Genomic DNA, 19,261 nt, shown 5'->3' with positions numbered 1-19,261 from the left:
CCTATTGTAGCTGGTGACCAAACGAGCCGCCTTCGATATCGATGCCGCGGGCCTGCAACGCCTTCAGCACATCCATGCGCATGCCGAACAGGGCAACGGTGCCATTGACCAGCAGCAGGATCTTGTCGACGCTGGCGAGCAGGGACGGCCGCTGGGTGACGGTGATCATGGTGATCTTCTGTTCCCTGGCATGCTGCAAAGCCCGCATCAGCGCGACGTCGCCGGCACTGTCGAGGTTGGAATTGGGCTCGTCGAGCACAACCAGATGGGGATCTCCGAAAAAGGCACGCGCCAGGGCGATGCGCTGCTTCTGACCGCCGGACAGGGGAGAGCCATCGGCAGCCACCATCGTCTCGTAGCCATGGGGAAGACTTGCGATCATCTCGTGCACGTCGGCAAGCATTGCAGCGCGATAGATCTGTTCATCGTCCGCATCGGACCGCATCCGGGCGATGTTGGCCTTGATCGTTCCGGGGAACAGCTGCACGTCCTGCGGCAGATAGCCGATGTTTTCGCCGAATTGGCGCTGGTCCCAGTTGCGCAGATCCATCAGGTCGAGGCGGACATTGCCGGATGTGGGCAGGATCGATCCGACGAGCATCTTGCCCAGCGTGGTCTTTCCCGCACCGGAATTTCCGATGACGGCAAGCGACTCGCCGGGCTGCAGAGCAAAGGAAATTCCGTTCAGCACAACCCGCTTGGTCCCCTGTGGCACGTAGAGCAGCCGCTCCACGTCGAGTCGCCCTTCTGGTTTCGGCAGGTTGAGGCGCTCGAAATTGAGCGGCGAGGCTCTGAGCAAAGTGGCGATCCGACCATAGGCGGCGCGCGACTGGCTATACTGGTTCCATCCTTCGATGGCGCCTTCGATGGGCGCCAGCGCGCGCCCTGCAATGATCGAAGATGCGATGACCATGCCACCGGTCAATTCGCCTTCGATCGACAGGTAGGCTCCCCAGCCGAGCATGGCCACCTGAGTGAGGAGGCGCACGCCTTTCGACACGGCTGCGATCGCGATATTCCTGTCCTGCGCAATCACCTGCGCCTTGAGGGATGCGGCGGTGTCCTTGCCCCAGATGTGCACAGCCTCCGGGATCATCGCCAAGGCGTTGATGATCTGCGAATTGCGCGTCATCGAATCCAGATGCAGGTTGGCCTTGACCTGCGCCGCATTCGCATCGGCGAACGGTAGCGCGGTCGTGCGCTGGTTGATCTGTGTGAATACCAGCAACAGCACCGCCGAGACCACGACGATGGAGCCAAGATGGGGGTGGATGAGGAAGACCGCGAGCAGGAAAATTGGCGCGATCGGGGCATCCAGGAAGGCAAGCAGCGTGCGCGAAACGAGGAACGATCGAACCTGCTGCAGGTCGCCGAGGGTCTGGTATTCCCGCCCGTTTCCCTGCAGGGACGCCCGCGCTGCCGCACTCAGGATCGGTGCTCCGAGTTGAGCTGCAAATTCCACCGCGGTTCGCATGAGGATGAAACGGCGCAACGCGTCGAAAGCCGCCTGTAGAACGATTGCACCGACGATCACGATCGTCAGCATGATCAGCGTATCAGTAGACCGGCTGGTCAGGACCCGGTCCGAGATCTGGAACAGATAGATCGGTATGGCCAGCACAAGAACGTTGCTGGCGACAGTAAATATCATGACGATCAGAAGGTTGCGCTTGACCGCTTGAATCCCGGCCTTGAGGCTGGCATTGAAATCGACCTGTCCCAGCCGCTTGTGGAACGTGCCGCTGCCCCCGCCGCCACCCTTGCCGCTCCTTGTTGCGGGCGAGCTGTCTGGGTTTGCCGGCTCGGCTTTGACAGGGCCCTGATCCCCATCGATCACCTTCATGCCGTCCGGCGCTCTGGATTCGAGCGGACGAGCCTTCGGTGTATCTTCCTCCGGCGGCGGCTCCTGCCTGGCCTCTGCCTCTGCCGCCGGTTCGGCCAGAGATGTCTCCGCAGCGGGGCGTTGGCTGTAGGCAACTCGCAAGTTGTTCGGCGGGCGGTTCGGCTCTGCCGCTACTGACGACTGAAGTTTGGAGCTGTCGATTTCGGCTTTGAGATAGTCTTCGACGGCTTGTTCGAGCTGGGCATAGGGGCCACCGGTATCGTTCGATGCTTCCAACCGTGGCATTTTCGGAGCCGGGGCCTCTGCGGATTTGCTCGGGGGCTCCAGCCGCTTACGGATCTCCGTCATTCAAGTCCCCTTCAATGGCCTATCATGCTGTTCACGCCATCACCCGTATGGCCGTCGTAGTCTGACGGCAGACAAGAGGCATCGTGTGTTGTCGCCTGATCGTTTTGGTCGAGCATGGAATCATCGAGAAAAAGCACGGCTTCGTTGACCAGGGCATCCGGATTCGGGCTGCCGAAATCGGGATGCGACGAGATCAGTTCCGCCTGAAAAAGCGTTTCCTGCGAATATTGTTCTCCGCCGATATAGGTCTTCCCCACCGAATCCAGATCAATGATCGTTGCATTGTTGATCAGTGCGTTGGATCCGGTTTCGATTGTCCAGCTGGCGTCCAGATCCGGGGCGATTGCATTCATCGCCAGCGCGATCTGATCGTTGTCACCGAGAATGTTCGTCTGGCGAATGTATTGAAGGTTTATCAGGTCGCCGCTGACATAGAGGACTCGCAAGCCCTGAAGCCCGGCAAAGTCCGGGTTGGACAGCAGTTCCGGCGCGATATTGCCCTCGCCATCGGCAAAGGACTCCAGCGTGCCGATCTGGTCCTGCGACAGACTGTCGAAACGGTCGGCATCGCCGATCGTGCTGATACGGGCCTGATTCCAGAGCAGGTTGCCGGATGAAGAAAAAGAGCCTTCGCCCGATGTCTGGAAATCGGCCGTTGTGCCGACCAGATCATTGTCGAACAGGATGTTCATCTGGTGGATGATGTTCGCGTCGTAGATCGAGCCGCCAATGATGATCAGGTCGTAGGAAAAGCCCAGTTCGAAGACCGAAGCATGATTGACGCCGAAATTGTCGCCGGCGATCACGCTCGTGGTGACGCCGGACGACGAGAGGATTCCGACATCATTGTCACTCATGAAGATGATCTGCTCAAGCCAGTTGACGATCATCAGGTCGCCATGGATCTCGGTAACGGCCCAGAATGCAGGATAGCCGTTGGCGCTGCTCGCTTCGGTCGCCGAGCCGTTGGACGTGTCCAGATGATCGAACGTGGCGACATTGAAAATTTCGTTCGCGGCAGCATCATTGGTCCAGTTGCTGACCGTCGACGTGATCGAGTCGGTGTCCCAAAGGGCGTTGATCTGAACAATCGCGTTTACCTCGATATGATCTCCGGCCACGAGGGTGGTCGTTGCTCCGGTCCAGAAGTTCTGCAGCACGACATTGTTGATCAGAGTATTGCCGCCGGTAAGCACTTCCACAGAAGCGTTCATGGCGATGGTGCCGTTGTCCGAAATCCAGGTGTTGGAGCCCCCGTTGTCGGTGTCTTCTTCCTCGCTCTCGTCGCGGCCGATGGAATGATAGTCCTCGATGAGCGGGACCTCCTCGACCAATTCGCCGTTGACATAGGTACCGTCAATTGACGCTGTGCTGATGTGGACCTGAACCGCGTCACTGTCGTCGGGTACATCCTCCAACTGTTCGATGATTGTCTTGATCACGCCGATCAGGTCTTCGCTCGAACCCGCGCGTGCGAAGTCTCCGAGAGGCGACAGAGCAGAAGCCTTTTCGAAGCCCTCCAGTACGGTGGCGTCATCGACGGCTTCAGCATTGAAGGTCAACCCGTGTCCACCGACGCCGAAGTAGTCGTCATCGGACAGGCTTATGGCCTGGCTGAAATGATTGACGATCGATCCCGGCGGGTCGATCTCTGCGGAGAAGGACTGCACCGTCTTCATGGGCGCGCCCAGAGCATCCCTGAGCGTATCGGGAAATGGGCGGCCTTCCATGGCATAGCCGACCGTTCTGCCGGCAGGGAGGGGCGGTGCGTCAGCGAGCCTTGTCGGGACATACCAGTGATCGGGCGCCGGAGAACGATAGCCGAAACCCGGATCAAACCCCAGAAGGTCGAAGGGAGCCCCGAAATCGCTGCTGTGGACCGATAGCTTCTCGACGTGCAACTCGGCCTTTGTGAAGCCGAATTCAGTGTAAGCTTCCCGGGCCCGAGCATTTTCGACGCTGATGTGGAAGAAGCCGATGAAGTGACTGATCTCTTCGGTAAATTTGTCCATCGTTGTCAAGGCCGTAACTCCTTGTTCCTGCGGTGCCGGCATGACTGCGCGTCATGAGGCATAAAGGAGCTGCGCAGGAAGCCTGCGCAGCCCCGTGGTGTCTATCTCGTGGCTAAGTACGATCCAGGCTTACACGCCGTCGTCGCCATCCTCGCCCACGACCGTGCTGGTCAGGCTGCCGCCGACAACTGTCATGTCGATGGCATTCTGCTGCAGGTTGGCGCCCATGACGATGTCCTGGTTGAAGGCACTGGTGTCGATGCCAGCATCTGCGCTCGCAGAACTGTTGCCGGTGACAAACCCGTCATCACCATTGCCCGAGCCCCAGGAGCCGCCATCGCCCACGCCACCATAACCGGTGGACGCACTGCCGCCCGCGCCGCCGAATGCGCCGTCGCCGCCCTGAGCCCAGCCGCCGACTGCGCCGCCACCGGTGCCGGATGTCCAGGCGCCGCTGAGAGCCGCGCCGCCATCGCCACCGTCTGCCCAGGATGCACCGCCCCAGGCGTCACCGCTGTTGGCATTGCCGGATGCACCGCCGCCGCCATTGCCCGCAGCACCTGCGCCACCGTCCCCGCCGACACCAAGGCCCGCGCCATTGCCCGCGCCGAGGCCAAGCCCCATGCCGCCGGCATCGCCACCGTCACCACCATTGCCGGCATTGGTTGCCGAGCCGCTGCCACCGCCAGCGCCTCCGGCGCCACCGCCGGTTGCTGCGCCGCCAGTATTGCTGCCACCGGAGCCACTGCCTCCGGCATTGCCGCCTTCATTGTCGATGAGGATCGGGTTGATCAGGCCCAGCGACAGGCCGAGGCCGTTGCCGCCTTCGCCGCCTGTGGCTTCGCTGTCACCGGCGTCGTCCGCGTCGCCGCCTTCAGCGTCCCCGCCGTTGCCGCCTTCGCCACCGCTGCCTGTGCCATTGCTGCCGCTCGCGCCTTCGCCAGCCATAGCCAGACCGGCTCCCAGACCAAGCCCGAGGCCAAGGCCAAGGCCGACGCCAGATGCGCCATGGCCGCCGTCACCGCCGATGCCGATGCCGCCGAATGCAGCGCCGGAGTCAGCACTGCCGGAGTCACCGTCGCCGCCGTCGGAGTCGCCGCCATCGCCATCGCCACCCTCAGCGCCGCTGAGCGCCAGGCCGCCAAGCCCGATGCCGCCGAGTGCCGAGCCGCCGAATGTGGTGCCGCCGTCTCCTCCATTGCCACCGTCAGCGTCGGCATTGCCGCCACCGTTTCCGCCTTCACCGCCGCCACTGATGCCTTCTTCGGCCTTGGCACTGCCGCCATTGGCTCTGGCATCTACCGCGAAGCTGGCTTCGTTCCTGACTTCGGCATTGTCCAGCCTGTCATTGTCCTGGAGATTGGCGATCTGGTTGAAGACATTGCCACTGTCGTTGCCTTCTCCGGTGAGAGCACCATTCATGATGTCCTCGAACTGGACATTGAACAGGCCGTCCACGGACGAGCCCTTGGACACATCGATATCGGCGAAATCATCGTCTGTGGGGAGGTAGCCCTCAATCCCGGGATCTACCGTCACGCCGACGGAAACCGTTGTGGAGCTGACGTTTTCATTGACGTTGAGATTGGCATTCAGGTTCCCGTTACCGTTCAGGTTCCCATTGCCGTTGCCGTTGAGATTGCCGTTACCATTGAGGTTGCCGTTACCGTTGAGGCTTTCGGACGTGCTCGACTGATGCTGTCCTTGGCCTTGTCCCTGGGCTTGAGCCTCGAGTTGAGCCTGTGCCTGAGCCTGCAGTTCGCTCTGCGCCTGCTCTTGTTCCTGCTCATTGCCGTTGTCGTAGTGCTGCCTCGATCTGCCTGCCATAGTCGTATCCTCCGTCATCGGATTCCGCGACTGCTTGACCGTTATTCATCTTCTATACGGTCTTCACATGCGAATTCCGGATTGATCTGTGGTTGAAAGATGATTCCCCACGAGGTCGGTATCGACATCGCCATGGGGACGGTTGTTGATGTGTTTATGTGTTCCTCCTGAATGCAGTCATGAGGCGCAGATCCTCGTTCGGACCATGTCTTGGAGCGGCATGCTCAACGCGAACAACCAGGTCACCGCCTCATCTCCAAGTCTGTCCCTGTCTGAGGCAGAAGATAAGCTGATAGATGGAGCTAGTAATGTGCGCCGCAGCATTTCCCGGCAGGGACTAGACTATCGATGGGCCGCAAAATTCCTTGACTGTTCTGCGATCGAGCTCGTCCACAGGAATATTGGTCCTAAATGACATTGTTCTAGAACTTCATCTCAGGGTTGATTTTTCTCGCCCATACTCGCGCCCGAATCGCGTGTTGAAGCCGTGGGCTGAGGGCCTTAAGCGCCAAAGCTGCCCGCCTCCACCGCCAGTTTACGGCGCCGAAGCGGGATCAAAAGGCGTAGGTCCTCACCAGTATCTCCCTCGTTTTGTGTAGATGATCTAGATTTATGCTTGTTTTTCCGACGGAAATTGCGCCGCATCCTGGCTTCTGCAGAAAATATTCTCGCCCATGATGTCTAGGCGCGGGTCCAGTAGATCGTTCGGACTATTCCCAACCGCTGCTGTTTGGTTTACCGTTTCCTAAATCAACGAAGGTTGTGCCATTTTTGCACGCCTTGATTGTGTTTTGAGGAGGCATGCTGCATGAAACAACTTGCGCCTCACGTCTGGAGCGACGGTGCGGATTTGGTGGCTTCTCTGGAGGCGATGCCCAATCTACGGACGCTTCTGTATGTTGGTCCACCGGATGTTATTTCCGGGGCGATGGCTGCGGCCATCCAAAGAGAATTCCCGTTCTTAAGGGTCTCCCAAAGTGTCAGCATGCAATCGGCTCTGGAGGAATTCGATGTTCCGCTGCGGCTTGTGCTGGTCGATCTGCTCCATGCGCAGGAGTTGGGCGAGTGTGCCAATGAATTGCTTGGCCAGCATCCGTCTGCCGCCATCGCAATTGTCACGGACAGCGATTTGCGCGGCAGCGTCGAGCGGTTCCATCAGATCGACACCAGCCATGTCCAGGGTGTCCTGCCGCTGAACGTCAGCCTCGATGTCCTGCTTTCAATGCTGCGGATCATCCTGAGGGGCGGGACCTATTTTCCGTCAATCGCCTATCGAAACCAGGACGGCATTCGCTGGAGAAACGAAGGTGATAGCTCGCAAGACGTGACGAAACCGCGGGTTGTGAGAGAGGTGCAAGGCAAGATCATGCACCAGCTGACCAAACGCGAAAACCAGATTCTGGGCCGAATCGCCCTGGGCAACCAGAACAAGATCATCGCCGCAGCCCTCGGTGTGTCGGAACACACGGTCAAGATCCACATCCACAACATCATTACCAAGCTCGGTGTGCATAATCGAACAGAAGCGGTCGCGCTTTATTTCGAGCACAGGGACAGGGATGGCGACGGTTCAAGCTCCGGCTATGTTCAAAGGCCGAGCAGCAATCCGGCGCCTGGCGGCGATGCGTAGATTTCAAGATGTGCTGCTGCTGATCGGGCAGTTGAACTACACTTGGACCAACACCGAAAGTCTCCTGATCCACATGATCGCCGGCCTTGCCCATTCGGACAAGGAGACCGCGATCGTCATTTTTCTGACGTTGAACACGCCGCGCGCGCGCATTGATCTCGTCGAGCGCCTGGCCAAGATGCAGAAGACACCGGCGGATTGTCGTGCCGATGTGCTGGATTCCACGCGACGCCTGTCGGAGCAAGCCAAGCTTCGCAACAAATACAATCATTGCATCTATTCGTTCGACCCGGACAGCGGCCGCGGACTGACCCAGTCCATGCGCATTTTCGAGGGCCGGGACGACATCAAGTACGGCAAGATCGAGGAACTCGACGATCAGGAAATTGAGCGCATCCGCGAGAGCATCCGCTCCCTGGTCAGGATCAACCAGTCCTTCTGGCACATAACCGAGAAGTATGGATTTCCGAAGTAGGGCAGCGCCCAGCGCGAAAATGCGGACGGCGCGGACGGGCGACGAATCGATTCGGTGGCGACAGCGTGGCTTCGCCGTGGGCCTGCATGGCCAGTTCAAAGATTTCGCTTCGATGCGATTCATTCGCAATGCTTGAGCCAGACCCACATGAGGCGGATCGCGCTTCCGGTGGTGGACGGCGCCAGCCTTAGGCGCTGATCCCAATCTCGGAGGCTTTGGTCCCCGAATGTCCGTCCGCCTGGTCAGGACTTCCGAGGAGCAATCCGGTGTCCGTCGTGGCGCTTGCCGATGGCCTGCGTGACGCGCTGAGGGCCGGGCTTTCGCGGATGCAGGAAGTCGGGGTTGGGGCGGCGATCGAAGGTTGATCGATGCACTGGCGCCGGCACACGCCGGCTTGCCGAAGGCTTGACGCTGCGGTCAAGGCTGCACGCGAAGGTGCCGATGACACGGCCAGAAAGGGGAGAGCAGAGCGGGTCGTGCAGCCTATGTCAATTGCAGGCCGCTGGAAGGCAATCGCGATCCGGGTGCCGAGGCTGTAGCGGGCCTGTTCGAATGTCGGGCGTCACGGTCTCGGATGGAGTGTCGAGCGACGCGCCAGATGGGAGGTCCCAAGGCGCGTCGCACTTTGTCTGTGCCGAGCGGCGTATCAGATAACGGTGACGTTCTCTGCCTTGGACTTGCCGGTCTTGCGATCCTGGCCTACGTCGTAGCTGACCTTCTGGCCGTCCTGCAACGCGCCGCCAAAGCCGACTGCGGAAATATGAACAAAGACGTCCGGGCCGCCATTGTCCGGGGTGATGAAGCCGAAGCCCTTGTCCTGAGCGAAGAATTTTACGATGCCAGTAGCCATGATGTCCTCGTGGAATTTATGCGACAAGATCGCATAGCGGTTGTGGAGCCGATCAGCAAGTCCGACTCGGTCATCCACCGGGACGTTTGGCCTCACTATGCGGCTTTTTCTCAATATAACGGTCCGAATTTTCATGCCAGCCACCTCTCAAGGAGGCGTGGCTGGTCTGTCGATAGGGGCTGATCTCCGAACCCTTCGGTCAAGACGCGTCCCGTAATTCCCGTCTTTGCGGTCTGGCGCAAGGGCCTGGTGCCGGCGAGAAGACGGGCCGGAAGGTAATGCACCGGTGTCCTTCAGATCCCGAAAAATGGCGCCCTAACGTGCCGGTTTTCGGACTGGACCAAAGGCCAAGACGGCTTCCACACCCCATGTCTGCACAAACGCTCAGGTTGACCTGTTCCCCTTTCGCTGCGACAAAGCGCTTATGCAGACACCGATCAATATCGATCCGGAATATCTGAGAGCTCGGCTGAAAGCACTGCTCGCCATTCCCAGCCCCACCGGTTTCACCGACGAGGCCGTTCGGCATACGGCGCGCGAACTGGAACGTCTCGGACTTGAGGTCAAGCTCACTCGTCGCGGCGCGATCCGCGCCAGGCGTCCCGGCGCTGCGGAGCGACCAGCGCGCGCGATCGTCTCCCATCTCGATACGCTCGGCGCTCAAGTCAAGTCGCTGAAGCAGAATGGCCGGCTCGAACTCGTTTCGATCGGTCATTGGTCCGCGCGGTTCGCCGAGGGCGCCCGCGCTTCGGTTTTTTCCGGCAAGGGGATTTATCGCGGCTCCATCCTGCCGCTGAAAGCTTCAGGCCACACTTTCAACGAAGAGATCGACACGCAGCCGACCGGTTGGCGGCATGTGGAATTGCGCATCGATGCTCTGGCGCGCGACCGAAACGATATCGTGCAACTCGGCATCGACATCGGCGATATCGTCGCGATCGATCCTCAGCCGGAATTCCTCGAGAATGGGTTCATTGTCTCCAGGCATCTGGACGACAAGGCCGGGGTGGCAATCATGCTGGCCGCACTCGAGGCCATGCAACGCGAAAAGATTGAAACGCCCGTCGATACCTATTGGCTGTTCACGATCGGCGAGGAGGTCGGCGTTGGTGCTTCAGCCGCCCTGCTGCCGGAGATCGCCTCCCTCGTTGCGGTAGACAACGGCACGACTGCGCCGGGCCAGAATTCCGACGAATTCGGGGTGACGCTGGCCATGGCGGATCAAACGGGTCCCTTCGACTATCACCTGTCCAAGAAGCTTTACGAGCTTTGTGGCGAGCACGGGATCCGGGTGCAGAAGGATGTCTTCCGCTACTATCGCTCCGACGCTGCCTCGGCAGTGGAGGCCGGACACGATGTGCGCACTGCCCTTCTGGCCTTCGGCGTCGACGCCTCGCACGGATATGAGCGCATCCATCTCCATGCACTGATGTCGGTGGCAAAACTCGTGATCTACTACGTGGCGAGCGAAGTTCAGATCGAGCGTGATTCCGAGGAAGTCTCGGGCTTGCGCGGCTTTACCCGGCAGAAGGTTGCGCCCGCTGAACAGAGCCTCAGCGCGGACGAAACTGACGAGTCCTGATCGCATCCGACCGAGCCTATCATCCATCGTTGCAGGGCTTCAGATGCAGCACATTTGCCATGTGCGGCGGGGCGACGTTTTGCGTCTTCCTGAAATCTATAATGATAAATATTTGATTGTTGAGTATTTATAGCTATAAATAGCGCTTTACGAACGATGCCAAATCGAAAGGATCTTTCCCATGAAGAGGCTGTTTCGGAGCGTCCTTGCGGCCGCCTCCCTCTTTGCCGCCACGGTTGCTGCTGCGTCCGCGAGCGCGCAGACTCCCCCCAATGTACTCGTGGTCGGTCAGATCGCAGAGCCAAAGTCTCTCGATCCGCACACGGTCACTGCGACGAATGACTTCCGGATCCTCGTCAATGTCTATGACGGACTGGTGCGCTTCAAGGATGGCACATTGGAAGTCGAGCCGGCGCTTGCCGAAAGCTGGGATGTTTCCGAAGACGGGAAGACCTATACCTTCAAGTTGCGCCAGGGTGTGAAATTCCACGACGGTTCCGATTTCAACGCGGAAGCGGTGAAATTCAATTTCGACCGCATGCTGAAGGAGGATCATCCATTCTACAGCACCGGACCTTTTCCGCTGTCCTTCAACTTCGCCTCGGTCGAAGCTGTCAATGCGATCGATCCTCAGACCGTCGAGTTCAAGTTGAGCGAGGCCTTTGCGCCGTTTCTTTCCAATCTTGCCTATCCGACAGGGCTGATTGTCTCGCCGGCCGCCGTGGAGCAGCACGGTGCGGACTACGGTCGCAATCCGTCGGGTACAGGGGCTTTCAAGTTCGTCGAGTGGCAGTCTAGCCAGCGCGTCGTCATCGAACGCAACCCGGATTACTGGGATGGTGCAGCCAGCCTCGAAGCCGTCGTGTTCCGGCCGATCACCGATGCCAATACGCGCGTGGCTGAGATGATGGCGGGGGGCATCGATGTCATGGTCGAGGTCCCGCCGGACAATCTGGCGACGTTCAAGCAGGATGCAGGTTTCGCCGTTGCGGAACAAGCGGGTCCGCATGTCTGGTTCGGTATCCTGAATACCCGGAGCGGTCCTTTTGCCGACAAGCGCGTGCGTCAGGCGGCCAATTATGCGGTGAACAAGGAAACCCTCGTCAACGATGTCCTCCAGGGGACCGCGACGGTGGCCGCAGGACCCATTCCACCAGCATTCAACTGGGTTGAAGGCGCAGTCGATGCCTATGCCTATGATCCCGAGAAGGCGAAGGCGCTGCTTGCAGAGGCGGGTGTCGAGAATCCGCAACTGACTTTCTATGTCACCGAGGGCGGCTCCGGCATGCTCGATCCGATCACGATGGGGGCGGCGATCAAGGCCGATCTCCAGGCCGTTGGATTCTCGGTCAAGATCGAGACCTATGAATGGAACACCTTCCTCGGCCGGGTCAATGAAGGCCTCGAGGGCAAGGCCGACATGGCCGAAATGGCCTGGATGACCAATGATCCCGACACCTTGCCTTATCTGGCGTTGCGCACCGACGCCATGCCGGACAAGGGCGGCTTCAACTCGGGCTATTACTCCAATCCCGAGGTGGACGAGCTTCTGGAAAAAGCGCGGACGTCGACCGATCAGGCTGAACGCGGCAAGCTTTACGGGCAGGTGCAGCAGATCGTGCATGACGATGCACCCTGGCTTTTCGTTGCCAACTGGAAGCAGAACGCGGTCACTACTGCCGCGGTGCAGGGCTTCAAACTGCAGCCCTCCTTCCTGCTCAATCTGCATGGCGTGACAAAGCCGTGATCCTCGTGCGCTGACCCGCTGCCGGCAAGTCTTGCCGGCAGCGGCAGCGACAGATGCCCCGGAGGTTTCCATGCCGGCCTATATTCTGAAGCGGCTGATCGCGGTCGTGCCCGTGCTGTTCGGGCTCTCCGTGATCGTCTTCCTCGTGATGGCACTTATCCCCGGCGACACCGCCACGGCCATCCTCGGCGCCTATGCCACACCTGAAAACGTGGAGCGCATCAACCGCGATCTCGGCCTCGACAAGCCTCTGGTGCAGCAATATCTGATCTGGATCGGCAATGTCCTGCACGGCGATTTCGGCCGTTCCTTCGCGCTCAACCGCCCCGTGCTGGACGAGGTGCTGGAGCGCTTCCAGGCGACGCTGGTTCTGGCGGGGGTTTCCCTGGTGCTCTGCTCGGTGATTGGCCTGCTTGCGGGTGTGGTGTCTGCCGTTCGGCAGTTCGGCTGGGCGGATCGGGTGATCACCTTCCTCGTTCTGGCCGGAATTTCGATGCCCTCCTTCTGGCTCGGCCTCTTGCTCATCTACCTCTTCGCCGTACACTGGCGCGTACTTCCGGCCTCGGGCATGTATGCGGTCTATGGCGGTGGTGATCTGCCGGATCTCCTGCTTCACCTGATCTTGCCGGCTGTCACACTGGCGGTCGTCGCTGCCGGCGTCATCGCCCGACTGACTCGCGGCGCCATGCTGGAGGTGCTGCGGCAGGACTATGTCCGTGCGGCACGTGCCAAGGGTTTGCCGGAGCGACGAGTGATCTATGCGCACGCCTTTCGGGCCGCGCTCGTCAGCATCATTCCCGTCATCGGGATCCAGTCCGGCTTCGTGCTCGGCGGTGCCGTCTACATCGAGACCGTGTTCCAATGGCCGGGCATCGGCGCGATGCTGGTCAAGGCAATCTCGACCCGAGATATTCTCCTGGTGCAGGGGGGCGTTCTGGTGGTCGCTGCCAGTTATGTGCTTTTCAATCTCCTTGCCGACGTCGTGCAATCCATGCTTGACCCAAGGATCCGCACATGACCATCGCTGTCGACACATCTCTTCCCCCGGTATCCCGGCGGATATCGTCCTGGCGGCTTCTGTTCAACAATCGCCTGGCCTTCGTCGGCCTCCTGCTGCTGGGGGTGATCGCTCTCATGATCGTGCTGGTGCCGATCCTGCCGCTGCCCGATCCCGACGCAACCGCACCTGCCAACCGTCTGAAGCCGCTGTTGACGGCCGGGCATCTGCTCGGCACTGACCAACTCGGCCGCGACATCTTGAGCCGGCTGCTATGGGGCACGCGTCTCTCGGTCACCGTCGGCTTTGCCGCCACCCTGATCGCCGCACTCGTCGGATCGGCCATCGGCATCGCGGCAGGTTACGTCGGCGGGCGTACGGACAATGCCATGATGCGCGGCATCGATATGCTGATGGCCTTTCCTTACATCCTGCTTGCACTGGCAATCGTGGCCGCGCTGGGTCCAGGCCTGATGAATGCGCTCTATGCCATCGCCATCGTCAATATCCCGTTCTTCGCGCGCAATGTGCGCGGCGTGACGCTCGGATATGTCCATCGCGAGTTCGTCGATGCAGCACGGCTATCCGGCAAGGGGCATCTATCGGTCATGCTCACCGAGATCCTGCCGAACGTCGCGCCGGTCATCGTCATCACCATGTCGACGACGGCAGGCTGGATGATCCTCGAGACGGCGGGGTTGAGCTTCCTCGGTCTTGGCGCCCAGCCGCCGCAAGCCGATCTCGGCTCCATGCTTGGCGAAGGGCGAGCACAACTCTTCACGGCGCCGCATGTGTCCATCGTGCCTGGCGTGATGATCTTTCTCGTCGTCATCAGCCTGAATGTGCTGGGCGACGGGATCCGCGACGTGCTCGATCCACGCCTGCGTTCCGGGGCGCTTTCGCGGCCAGGGCCGGTGACGGACATCGCGGATGACCGAGCAATTCGATCGAATACCGTGGAGGATGCAGCCCTTTCGATCGAAGGACTCGATACCAATTTCCGCAGTGGTGGCGAAGTCGTTCCGGCAGTGCGTGGGGTCTCACTGCATGTGAAGCCGGGCGAGTGTCTCGGTCTGATTGGCGAAAGCGGCTCGGGAAAGAGCGTGACAGCGCTTTCCGTCATGGGGCTGGTGGCGTCGCCGCCAGGCGTCATCCAAAACGGCGCGATCTATGTCGGCAATGAGGATGTGCTGGCCATGCCGGAGACGCGCCTCATCTCCATGCGCGGCAATCGTGTCGCATATGTCTTCCAGGATCCGTTGACGACGCTCCACCCGCTGTATCCCGTGGGGCGGCAGGTCGAGGAGGCGATTTCCGCGCACCAGTCGATTGGTGCTACGGCGTGTCGTGAAAAGGCGCTGGAGCTTCTGGAAAAGGTGGGCATACCGGAAGCCCAGGAACGGGCAAAGCATTATCCACACCAGCTTTCAGGGGGGCAGCGCCAGCGTATCGGTATTGCCATGGCGCTTGCCAACGACCCCGACATCATCATTGCCGACGAGCCGACGACGGCCCTCGACGTGACCGTGCAGGCGCGAATACTCGAACTCCTGCGCGACCTGCAGAGGGAGCGCGGCATGGCCCTGCTGTTCATTACCCATGATTTCGGTGTCGTCTCGGAGATTTGCGACCGGGTGGCGGTGATGAAGGATGGCGAGATCGTCGAAACGGGAGAGACCCGCGAGGTGCTCGCCAACCCGCAGCATGCCTACACGAAACGGCTTATCGCCTGCGTGCCGGAACTCGGTACGGGCGGCGCCTTCCTCGAACGCGTCTCTGGACTTTTCGCACGCAGCGAGATGGAGGTGTCATGACGAGTACCGCGATCCAGGTCCGCGATCTTTCCAAGTCGTTCGGCGGTGGCAGGAGCCTGTTCGGCAAGAAGCACCACGAAATCAAGGCGGTGAGCTCCGTATCGCTTGACCTTGCTCGCGGCGAAACGCTTGCGGTCGTTGGTGAGAGCGGTTCCGGCAAAAGCACGCTTGCCCGCATGCTCGTCGGTCTGGAAAGGCCGACTTCGGGCAGCATGCTGATCGGTGGAAAGGATGCGGCTGCGCTGCGTCGCGATGGGCCACGCGCCTTCGGGAAGACGATCCAGTATGTTTTTCAGGATCCGGTGGCCTCGCTCAATCCGCGCAAGACGGTGAGGGAAATTCTCGATACGCCGCTCAAGTTGCTGTGTGGCTACGAGCCATCGAGGCGCCGCGCGCGGATGACGGAGCTTCTGGACGCAGTCCAGATGCCGGCTGACACGCTCACCCGCTATCCGCACGAATTCTCCGGTGGCCAGGCGCAGCGTATCGCGATTGCAAGGGCGCTGGCGGCGGAAGCTGAAATCATTGTCTTCGACGAGCCGGTGAGTGCGCTCGACGTCTGCGTGCAGGCGCAGGTGCTGCTGCTCCTCAGCGATCTGAAAACACGGTTCGACCTTTCCTATCTCTTCATCAGCCATGATCTCGCCGTCGTCGAGGCGATCAGCGACCGCGTGGCAGTCATGTATTACGGCGAGGTCGTCGAGACGGCGCCGGCGGCACGGCTCTTTGCCAATCCAGAGCACGCCTATACAAGACGGCTTGTCGCGAGTGCGCCTCGCATTGGGAGAGAGTGACTGTACATGAAGGCCATGCAGGAGAAGCCGGACAAGGTCGGCCCAGACGGCAAAAGCCTCTTTATTCCTGCCGGCAAGGCGAAGCGCCGGCCGGAGGCGATTGCCGACCTGATGAAGGACTTCATCCGGTCGCAGAACCTTGCTCCCGGGAGCCGCCTGCCACAAGAGCGTGAACTGATCGACCGCTTCAAGGCTGCGAAGGGTACCGTGCGAGCGGCGATGAAGGCGCTGGAAACACAGGGCCTCATTTTCACCCGCAGCGGCCCCGGTGGTGGGGCGTTCGTTGCCGCACCCTCCGCCCAGCATGCTATGGAGTTGCTGGCGACCCACTTCTTCTTCGATCCGCCCAGTCTGTCCGATATCTACGCGATCCGGAAGGCGCTGGAGCCCGAAGTCGCGGCATTGCTGGCGGGCCGCATGACAGCGCAACAGTTGGCGCTCCTCGAAAGCACGATCCTTATCTACGATCATCCGCCGACCGATTCCAAGGAGCGGTATCGCCAGCGCGTGGCAGAACTCGATTTCCACTCGCAGCTCGCGCAACTCAGCCCCAACCCGCTGCTCGGCTTCCTCTGCGGCCTGATGCATAATCTCTTGCGCGATCTGCCTTTGGCCAGGCAAATCTATGCCGATCCCTCACCGAGTTCCCGGGAGGAGGGGCTGTCTTTCCAGTATCGTCTGATGGCTGCGCTGAAAGATGGTCGCGCGGATGATGCGCGCCGCATTGCGACGGAGCACATGGCATTCGCCGAGACCTACATGCTGGCGCGTGCGAAAACGCTTGGCCCGTAACCTCTCACGGATTGGGTTCGTCGTTGCGCCGAGCATTGATCACAAAAGGCAAAGCCTGCCGGGATCGCAGTGCCATTTTCGGGTGAGAGGTTGGGGCCCGAGCGGATCCGTCCGAAGACGGATAGACCTGACCGATAGGGCGTGTTGACGCTTCACGTCAAGCGCGGCAGGGTCGTGGGCAGTTCGGGATGACAGTTCCGTCCCCTCGGTCGAAAGCCCTTGTTGCCGATGCCAAGCGATCCTGGTTCAGCAGATCCCGTTGCGGTCGATATCTGGAACTGGTCCCTGGACCAGTCCTTTGCGGACCCCTCTCATGCGCGTAGCTTGCTCAGCGAGGACGAACGCGGTCGAGCCCAGCGCTTCCTCAAAGACGGCGACCGTCAACATTACATCGTCGGACGCGCCGGCCTTCGCCTGATCCTTGCGACCTATCTCGGGATTGATCCCAGGGCTGTTCGCTTCGGCTACAACGATTGGGGCAAGCCTGAATTTGATCTCGCCGATCGGGGCAGGCTTCACTTCAATCTGAGCCACAGCGCCGGCGAGGCGATGCTCGCCGTCTCGGCGCATGCTAGAGTCGGCATCGACATCGAAGAGATCCGGCCACTCCAGGAGGATATTGCCAGCCGCTTCTTCTCGGCATCCGAATGTGCGGCCCTTGCAGCTCTGCCGGGCGGGGAGCAACTGGCGGGCTTCTACCGGTGCTGGACACGAAAAGAGGCCTTCGTGAAGGCGCACGGGGCAGGTCTGTCGGTTCCGCTGGACAGGTTCGATGTTTCGATAGAGGCCGTGGAGGGCCAGCGTCTGCTCCAGCGTCTGGACCGGGATATAGGCCAGCTGTCTGAGTGGGCCCTCCTCAATCTCCACGTGGTCGATGGTTTTTCTGGTGCGCTCGCCGTCTGTTCGGCCGGTCGTGAGGTCATGGTCCACTACCGCCGCAGGTCGGCCTGGTCCGCGAACATGGCGTCGATGATGTAGCGGCCGTTCGAAGCGTCCATGTGATGACAGGCCACGATGCCAGGTGCGAAGTCCGGTTTGATGGTCCGCACGCAGCGCTCGCTGTAGGTCTCGAGGTCGAGTTCCTCGACCTGCATGATGTTCAGCCCGTAGCCATATATGCCGTATTCATTTCGTTGGGACGGGCGGTAGAGCCGCCCTCCTTGCTCGAACGGCCGTCCGCCGTTGCGCGCTTCGGTGCTGCCCATGACCACCGGATTGTTGCGATGGGGCTTCATCCATTTCAGGTCCGGCCCATCCACTTCGAAGACATGCAATTCGCTGCAATGATCCTCATAGGCATGGAACTCGGAGAGATTGGTGAAAAGCCACCACCTTCCATCGAAGAGAAAAAGAGCAGAATCGGCCGAGGACTGGCCTTCGAGGGCTGTCGCATGCAGTTCCCAGCGCAGGGGAAATTCGACGCAGCGCCAGACTTCCAGCCGGCGGGCCCTGTTCGTTTCAGGGATCATGAAGATCCCGTCATCGTGACGAAAGGTAAAGGGATATGAGAGGTGATGCTCCGCTTTCAGGGCGATGCCCAGTCTCTCAAGCCTGTTTCCCACAAGCCGGCCCACGGCGATATGCGCCTTGGTGTTGCTTGGCGTATAGGCTTCGTAGAAGACATAGGTTTCTCCCTCATGTGGAAACAGGAAGGGATCGGCTCGGAGCTCGTCATCATCAGGCTCCAGCAGGACAGAGGTCCGCGGGTCAAAGTCTTCCGGGCGCCCATCGCCGACGAAGAGCACCCATGGCGCTGCCCCGATCCCCAATTTTTCCTCCACCGCCTGCCGTCCCCGCGCCAGAAGATTGCGCCCGAGCGAGGCGGCGTAGGGCAATAGCTTGCTGAGGCCCGGCGGACGAGGGGCGGGCATGGTCGCCGGAGGGGGCAGAACGGTAAGGGCACGGGCGTCCGCGAGCTTGCGCAGTTCCCGCATGGCCAGTGTCACCGCGCGTTCCTTGATGAAGTCAGCGTTGCGGGCGGCGCTGAATTTGGTGTTGAATTCCGCCATGGCCAACGTCTCGTCTTCCCGGCCGGCGCGGCGAACGGTGATGCGCAGTTCCGTGGCCGGTTTTCCGGCGATCACTTCGTGATAGCCGTACCAGTCTGCATCGGCGTTGGCCGCATGCGAGAAGGAAAATTGCCAGGAGCCGAAGGGCAAGTCCGAGAAGGCATCCTGCGGCAAGTCCAAGGGAGAGATGGCCAGAACCAGATCCAACTCCGAGCCTCCGTCCCGGCCGACCTGCTCGCCGAGCGTGACCGATGTGATGGCCGCAAATCCGGGACCCTTGGGGCGGTAGACCGGCTGGCGCCCCAAGGTCCTGCGTTCCACCGCTGCGGCCAGCCGAAAGGCGACCGGTGCCGCGCCAACCTTCGGCGGACAGACGATCATGGCCCTCAGGCTAAACCGGTCATCGGCCAAAATCCGGTCTATCAGGGCGAACTGCCAGTTTGCGAGGCCGTGCCGTCCATCGGTCAGCAAGCCGATCCGAAGGGGCGCCAGCGAAGGTCGATCAGTGGCTGTTGCCTTGGATGCGGTGGATGCGTCCATC

Annotated in this window: 14 protein-coding genes; 9 read left to right on the top strand and 5 right to left on the bottom strand. The window is 60.6% G+C overall.

The window, feature by feature from the left end; genetic code table 11:
• Window position 1: 1 nt before the first annotated feature.
• From QTL56_RS12110 to QTL56_RS12100, 3 genes are all read right to left on the bottom strand, one after another.
• Window positions 2–2,191, bottom strand: coding sequence for a type I secretion system permease/ATPase (locus QTL56_RS12110; protein ID WP_245137888.1), 2,190 nt, complete (start codon window positions 2,189–2,191; stop codon window positions 2–4).
• A gap of 11 nt (window positions 2,192–2,202) precedes the next feature.
• Complete coding sequence (locus QTL56_RS12105; RefSeq protein ID WP_245137946.1) at window positions 2,203–4,203, bottom strand: hypothetical protein; 2,001 nt, start codon at window positions 4,201–4,203, stop codon at window positions 2,203–2,205.
• Window positions 4,204–4,332: 129 nt separating this feature from the next.
• Window positions 4,333–6,030: a hypothetical protein gene (locus QTL56_RS12100; RefSeq protein ID WP_280640747.1), complete on the bottom strand. Its 1,698-nt coding sequence runs from the start codon at window positions 6,028–6,030 to the stop codon at window positions 4,333–4,335.
• Between the two features lie 808 nt (window positions 6,031–6,838).
• Here QTL56_RS12100 and QTL56_RS12095 point away from each other — a divergent pair.
• Both QTL56_RS12095 and QTL56_RS12090 read left to right on the top strand, forming a co-directional pair.
• On the top strand, window positions 6,839–7,660 hold the full coding sequence (locus tag QTL56_RS12095; RefSeq protein ID WP_245137887.1) for a helix-turn-helix transcriptional regulator: 822 nt from the start codon (window positions 6,839–6,841) through the stop codon (window positions 7,658–7,660).
• The gene (locus QTL56_RS12090; protein WP_229576148.1) at window positions 7,653–8,135 is read left to right on the top strand and encodes a hypothetical protein; all 483 of its coding nucleotides are present in this window, start codon (window positions 7,653–7,655) and stop codon (window positions 8,133–8,135) included. The genes QTL56_RS12095 and QTL56_RS12090 overlap by 8 nt, the downstream gene beginning before the upstream one ends.
• Before the next feature lie 646 nt (window positions 8,136–8,781).
• Here the strand turns inward: QTL56_RS12090 and QTL56_RS12085 are convergent.
• Window positions 8,782–8,985: a cold-shock protein gene (locus QTL56_RS12085; RefSeq protein ID WP_136560531.1), complete on the bottom strand. Its 204-nt coding sequence runs from the start codon at window positions 8,983–8,985 to the stop codon at window positions 8,782–8,784.
• Between the two features lie 424 nt (window positions 8,986–9,409).
• Here QTL56_RS12085 and QTL56_RS12080 point away from each other — a divergent pair, with 424 nt between their 5' ends.
• The 7 genes from QTL56_RS12080 to QTL56_RS12050 all read left to right on the top strand — a co-directional run bounded on the left by QTL56_RS12080 (window position 9,410) and on the right by QTL56_RS12050 (window position 17,689).
• Window positions 9,410–10,567 carry an osmoprotectant NAGGN system M42 family peptidase gene (locus tag QTL56_RS12080; RefSeq protein WP_229576147.1) on the top strand — a complete coding sequence of 386 codons (1,158 nt, stop codon included), beginning with the start codon at window positions 9,410–9,412 and terminating at the stop codon, window positions 10,565–10,567.
• Between the two features lie 181 nt (window positions 10,568–10,748).
• Window positions 10,749–12,314, top strand: a complete 1,566-nt coding sequence (locus QTL56_RS12075) for an ABC transporter substrate-binding protein (RefSeq protein ID WP_245137886.1) — start codon at window positions 10,749–10,751, stop codon at window positions 12,312–12,314.
• 70 nt (window positions 12,315–12,384) lie between these two features.
• Entirely contained in the window at window positions 12,385–13,332 is a 948-nt protein-coding gene (locus tag QTL56_RS12070) for an ABC transporter permease (RefSeq protein ID WP_245137885.1), read from the top strand.
• Window positions 13,329–15,125: a dipeptide/oligopeptide/nickel ABC transporter permease/ATP-binding protein gene (locus QTL56_RS12065; RefSeq protein ID WP_245137884.1), complete on the top strand. Its 1,797-nt coding sequence runs from the start codon at window positions 13,329–13,331 to the stop codon at window positions 15,123–15,125. The genes QTL56_RS12070 and QTL56_RS12065 overlap by 4 nt, the downstream gene beginning before the upstream one ends.
• Window positions 15,122–15,919: an ATP-binding cassette domain-containing protein gene (locus QTL56_RS12060; RefSeq protein ID WP_229576143.1), complete on the top strand. Its 798-nt coding sequence runs from the start codon at window positions 15,122–15,124 to the stop codon at window positions 15,917–15,919. The genes QTL56_RS12065 and QTL56_RS12060 overlap by 4 nt, the downstream gene beginning before the upstream one ends.
• 15 nt (window positions 15,920–15,934) lie before the next feature.
• A complete protein-coding gene (locus tag QTL56_RS12055; protein WP_370660361.1) occupies window positions 15,935–16,711 on the top strand; it encodes a FadR/GntR family transcriptional regulator in 777 nt (258 codons plus the stop codon).
• Between the two features lie 228 nt (window positions 16,712–16,939).
• Window positions 16,940–17,689, top strand: a complete 750-nt coding sequence (locus QTL56_RS12050) for a 4'-phosphopantetheinyl transferase family protein (protein ID WP_245137882.1) — start codon at window positions 16,940–16,942, stop codon at window positions 17,687–17,689.
• Here QTL56_RS12050 and QTL56_RS12045 read toward each other — a convergent pair.
• On the bottom strand, window positions 17,641–19,260 hold the full coding sequence (locus QTL56_RS12045; protein WP_245137881.1) for a glucosamine inositolphosphorylceramide transferase family protein: 1,620 nt from the start codon (window positions 19,258–19,260) through the stop codon (window positions 17,641–17,643). The two genes, QTL56_RS12050 and QTL56_RS12045, sit on opposite strands and share 49 nt — an antisense overlap.
• Between the last annotated feature and the right edge of the window lies 1 nt (window position 19,261).

The organism is Peteryoungia algae (assembly GCF_030369675.1).
GTDB classification, from domain to species: Bacteria; Pseudomonadota; Alphaproteobacteria; order Rhizobiales; family Rhizobiaceae; genus Allorhizobium; species Allorhizobium algae.
This window is presented reverse-complemented; position numbering and strand designations above follow the sequence as displayed.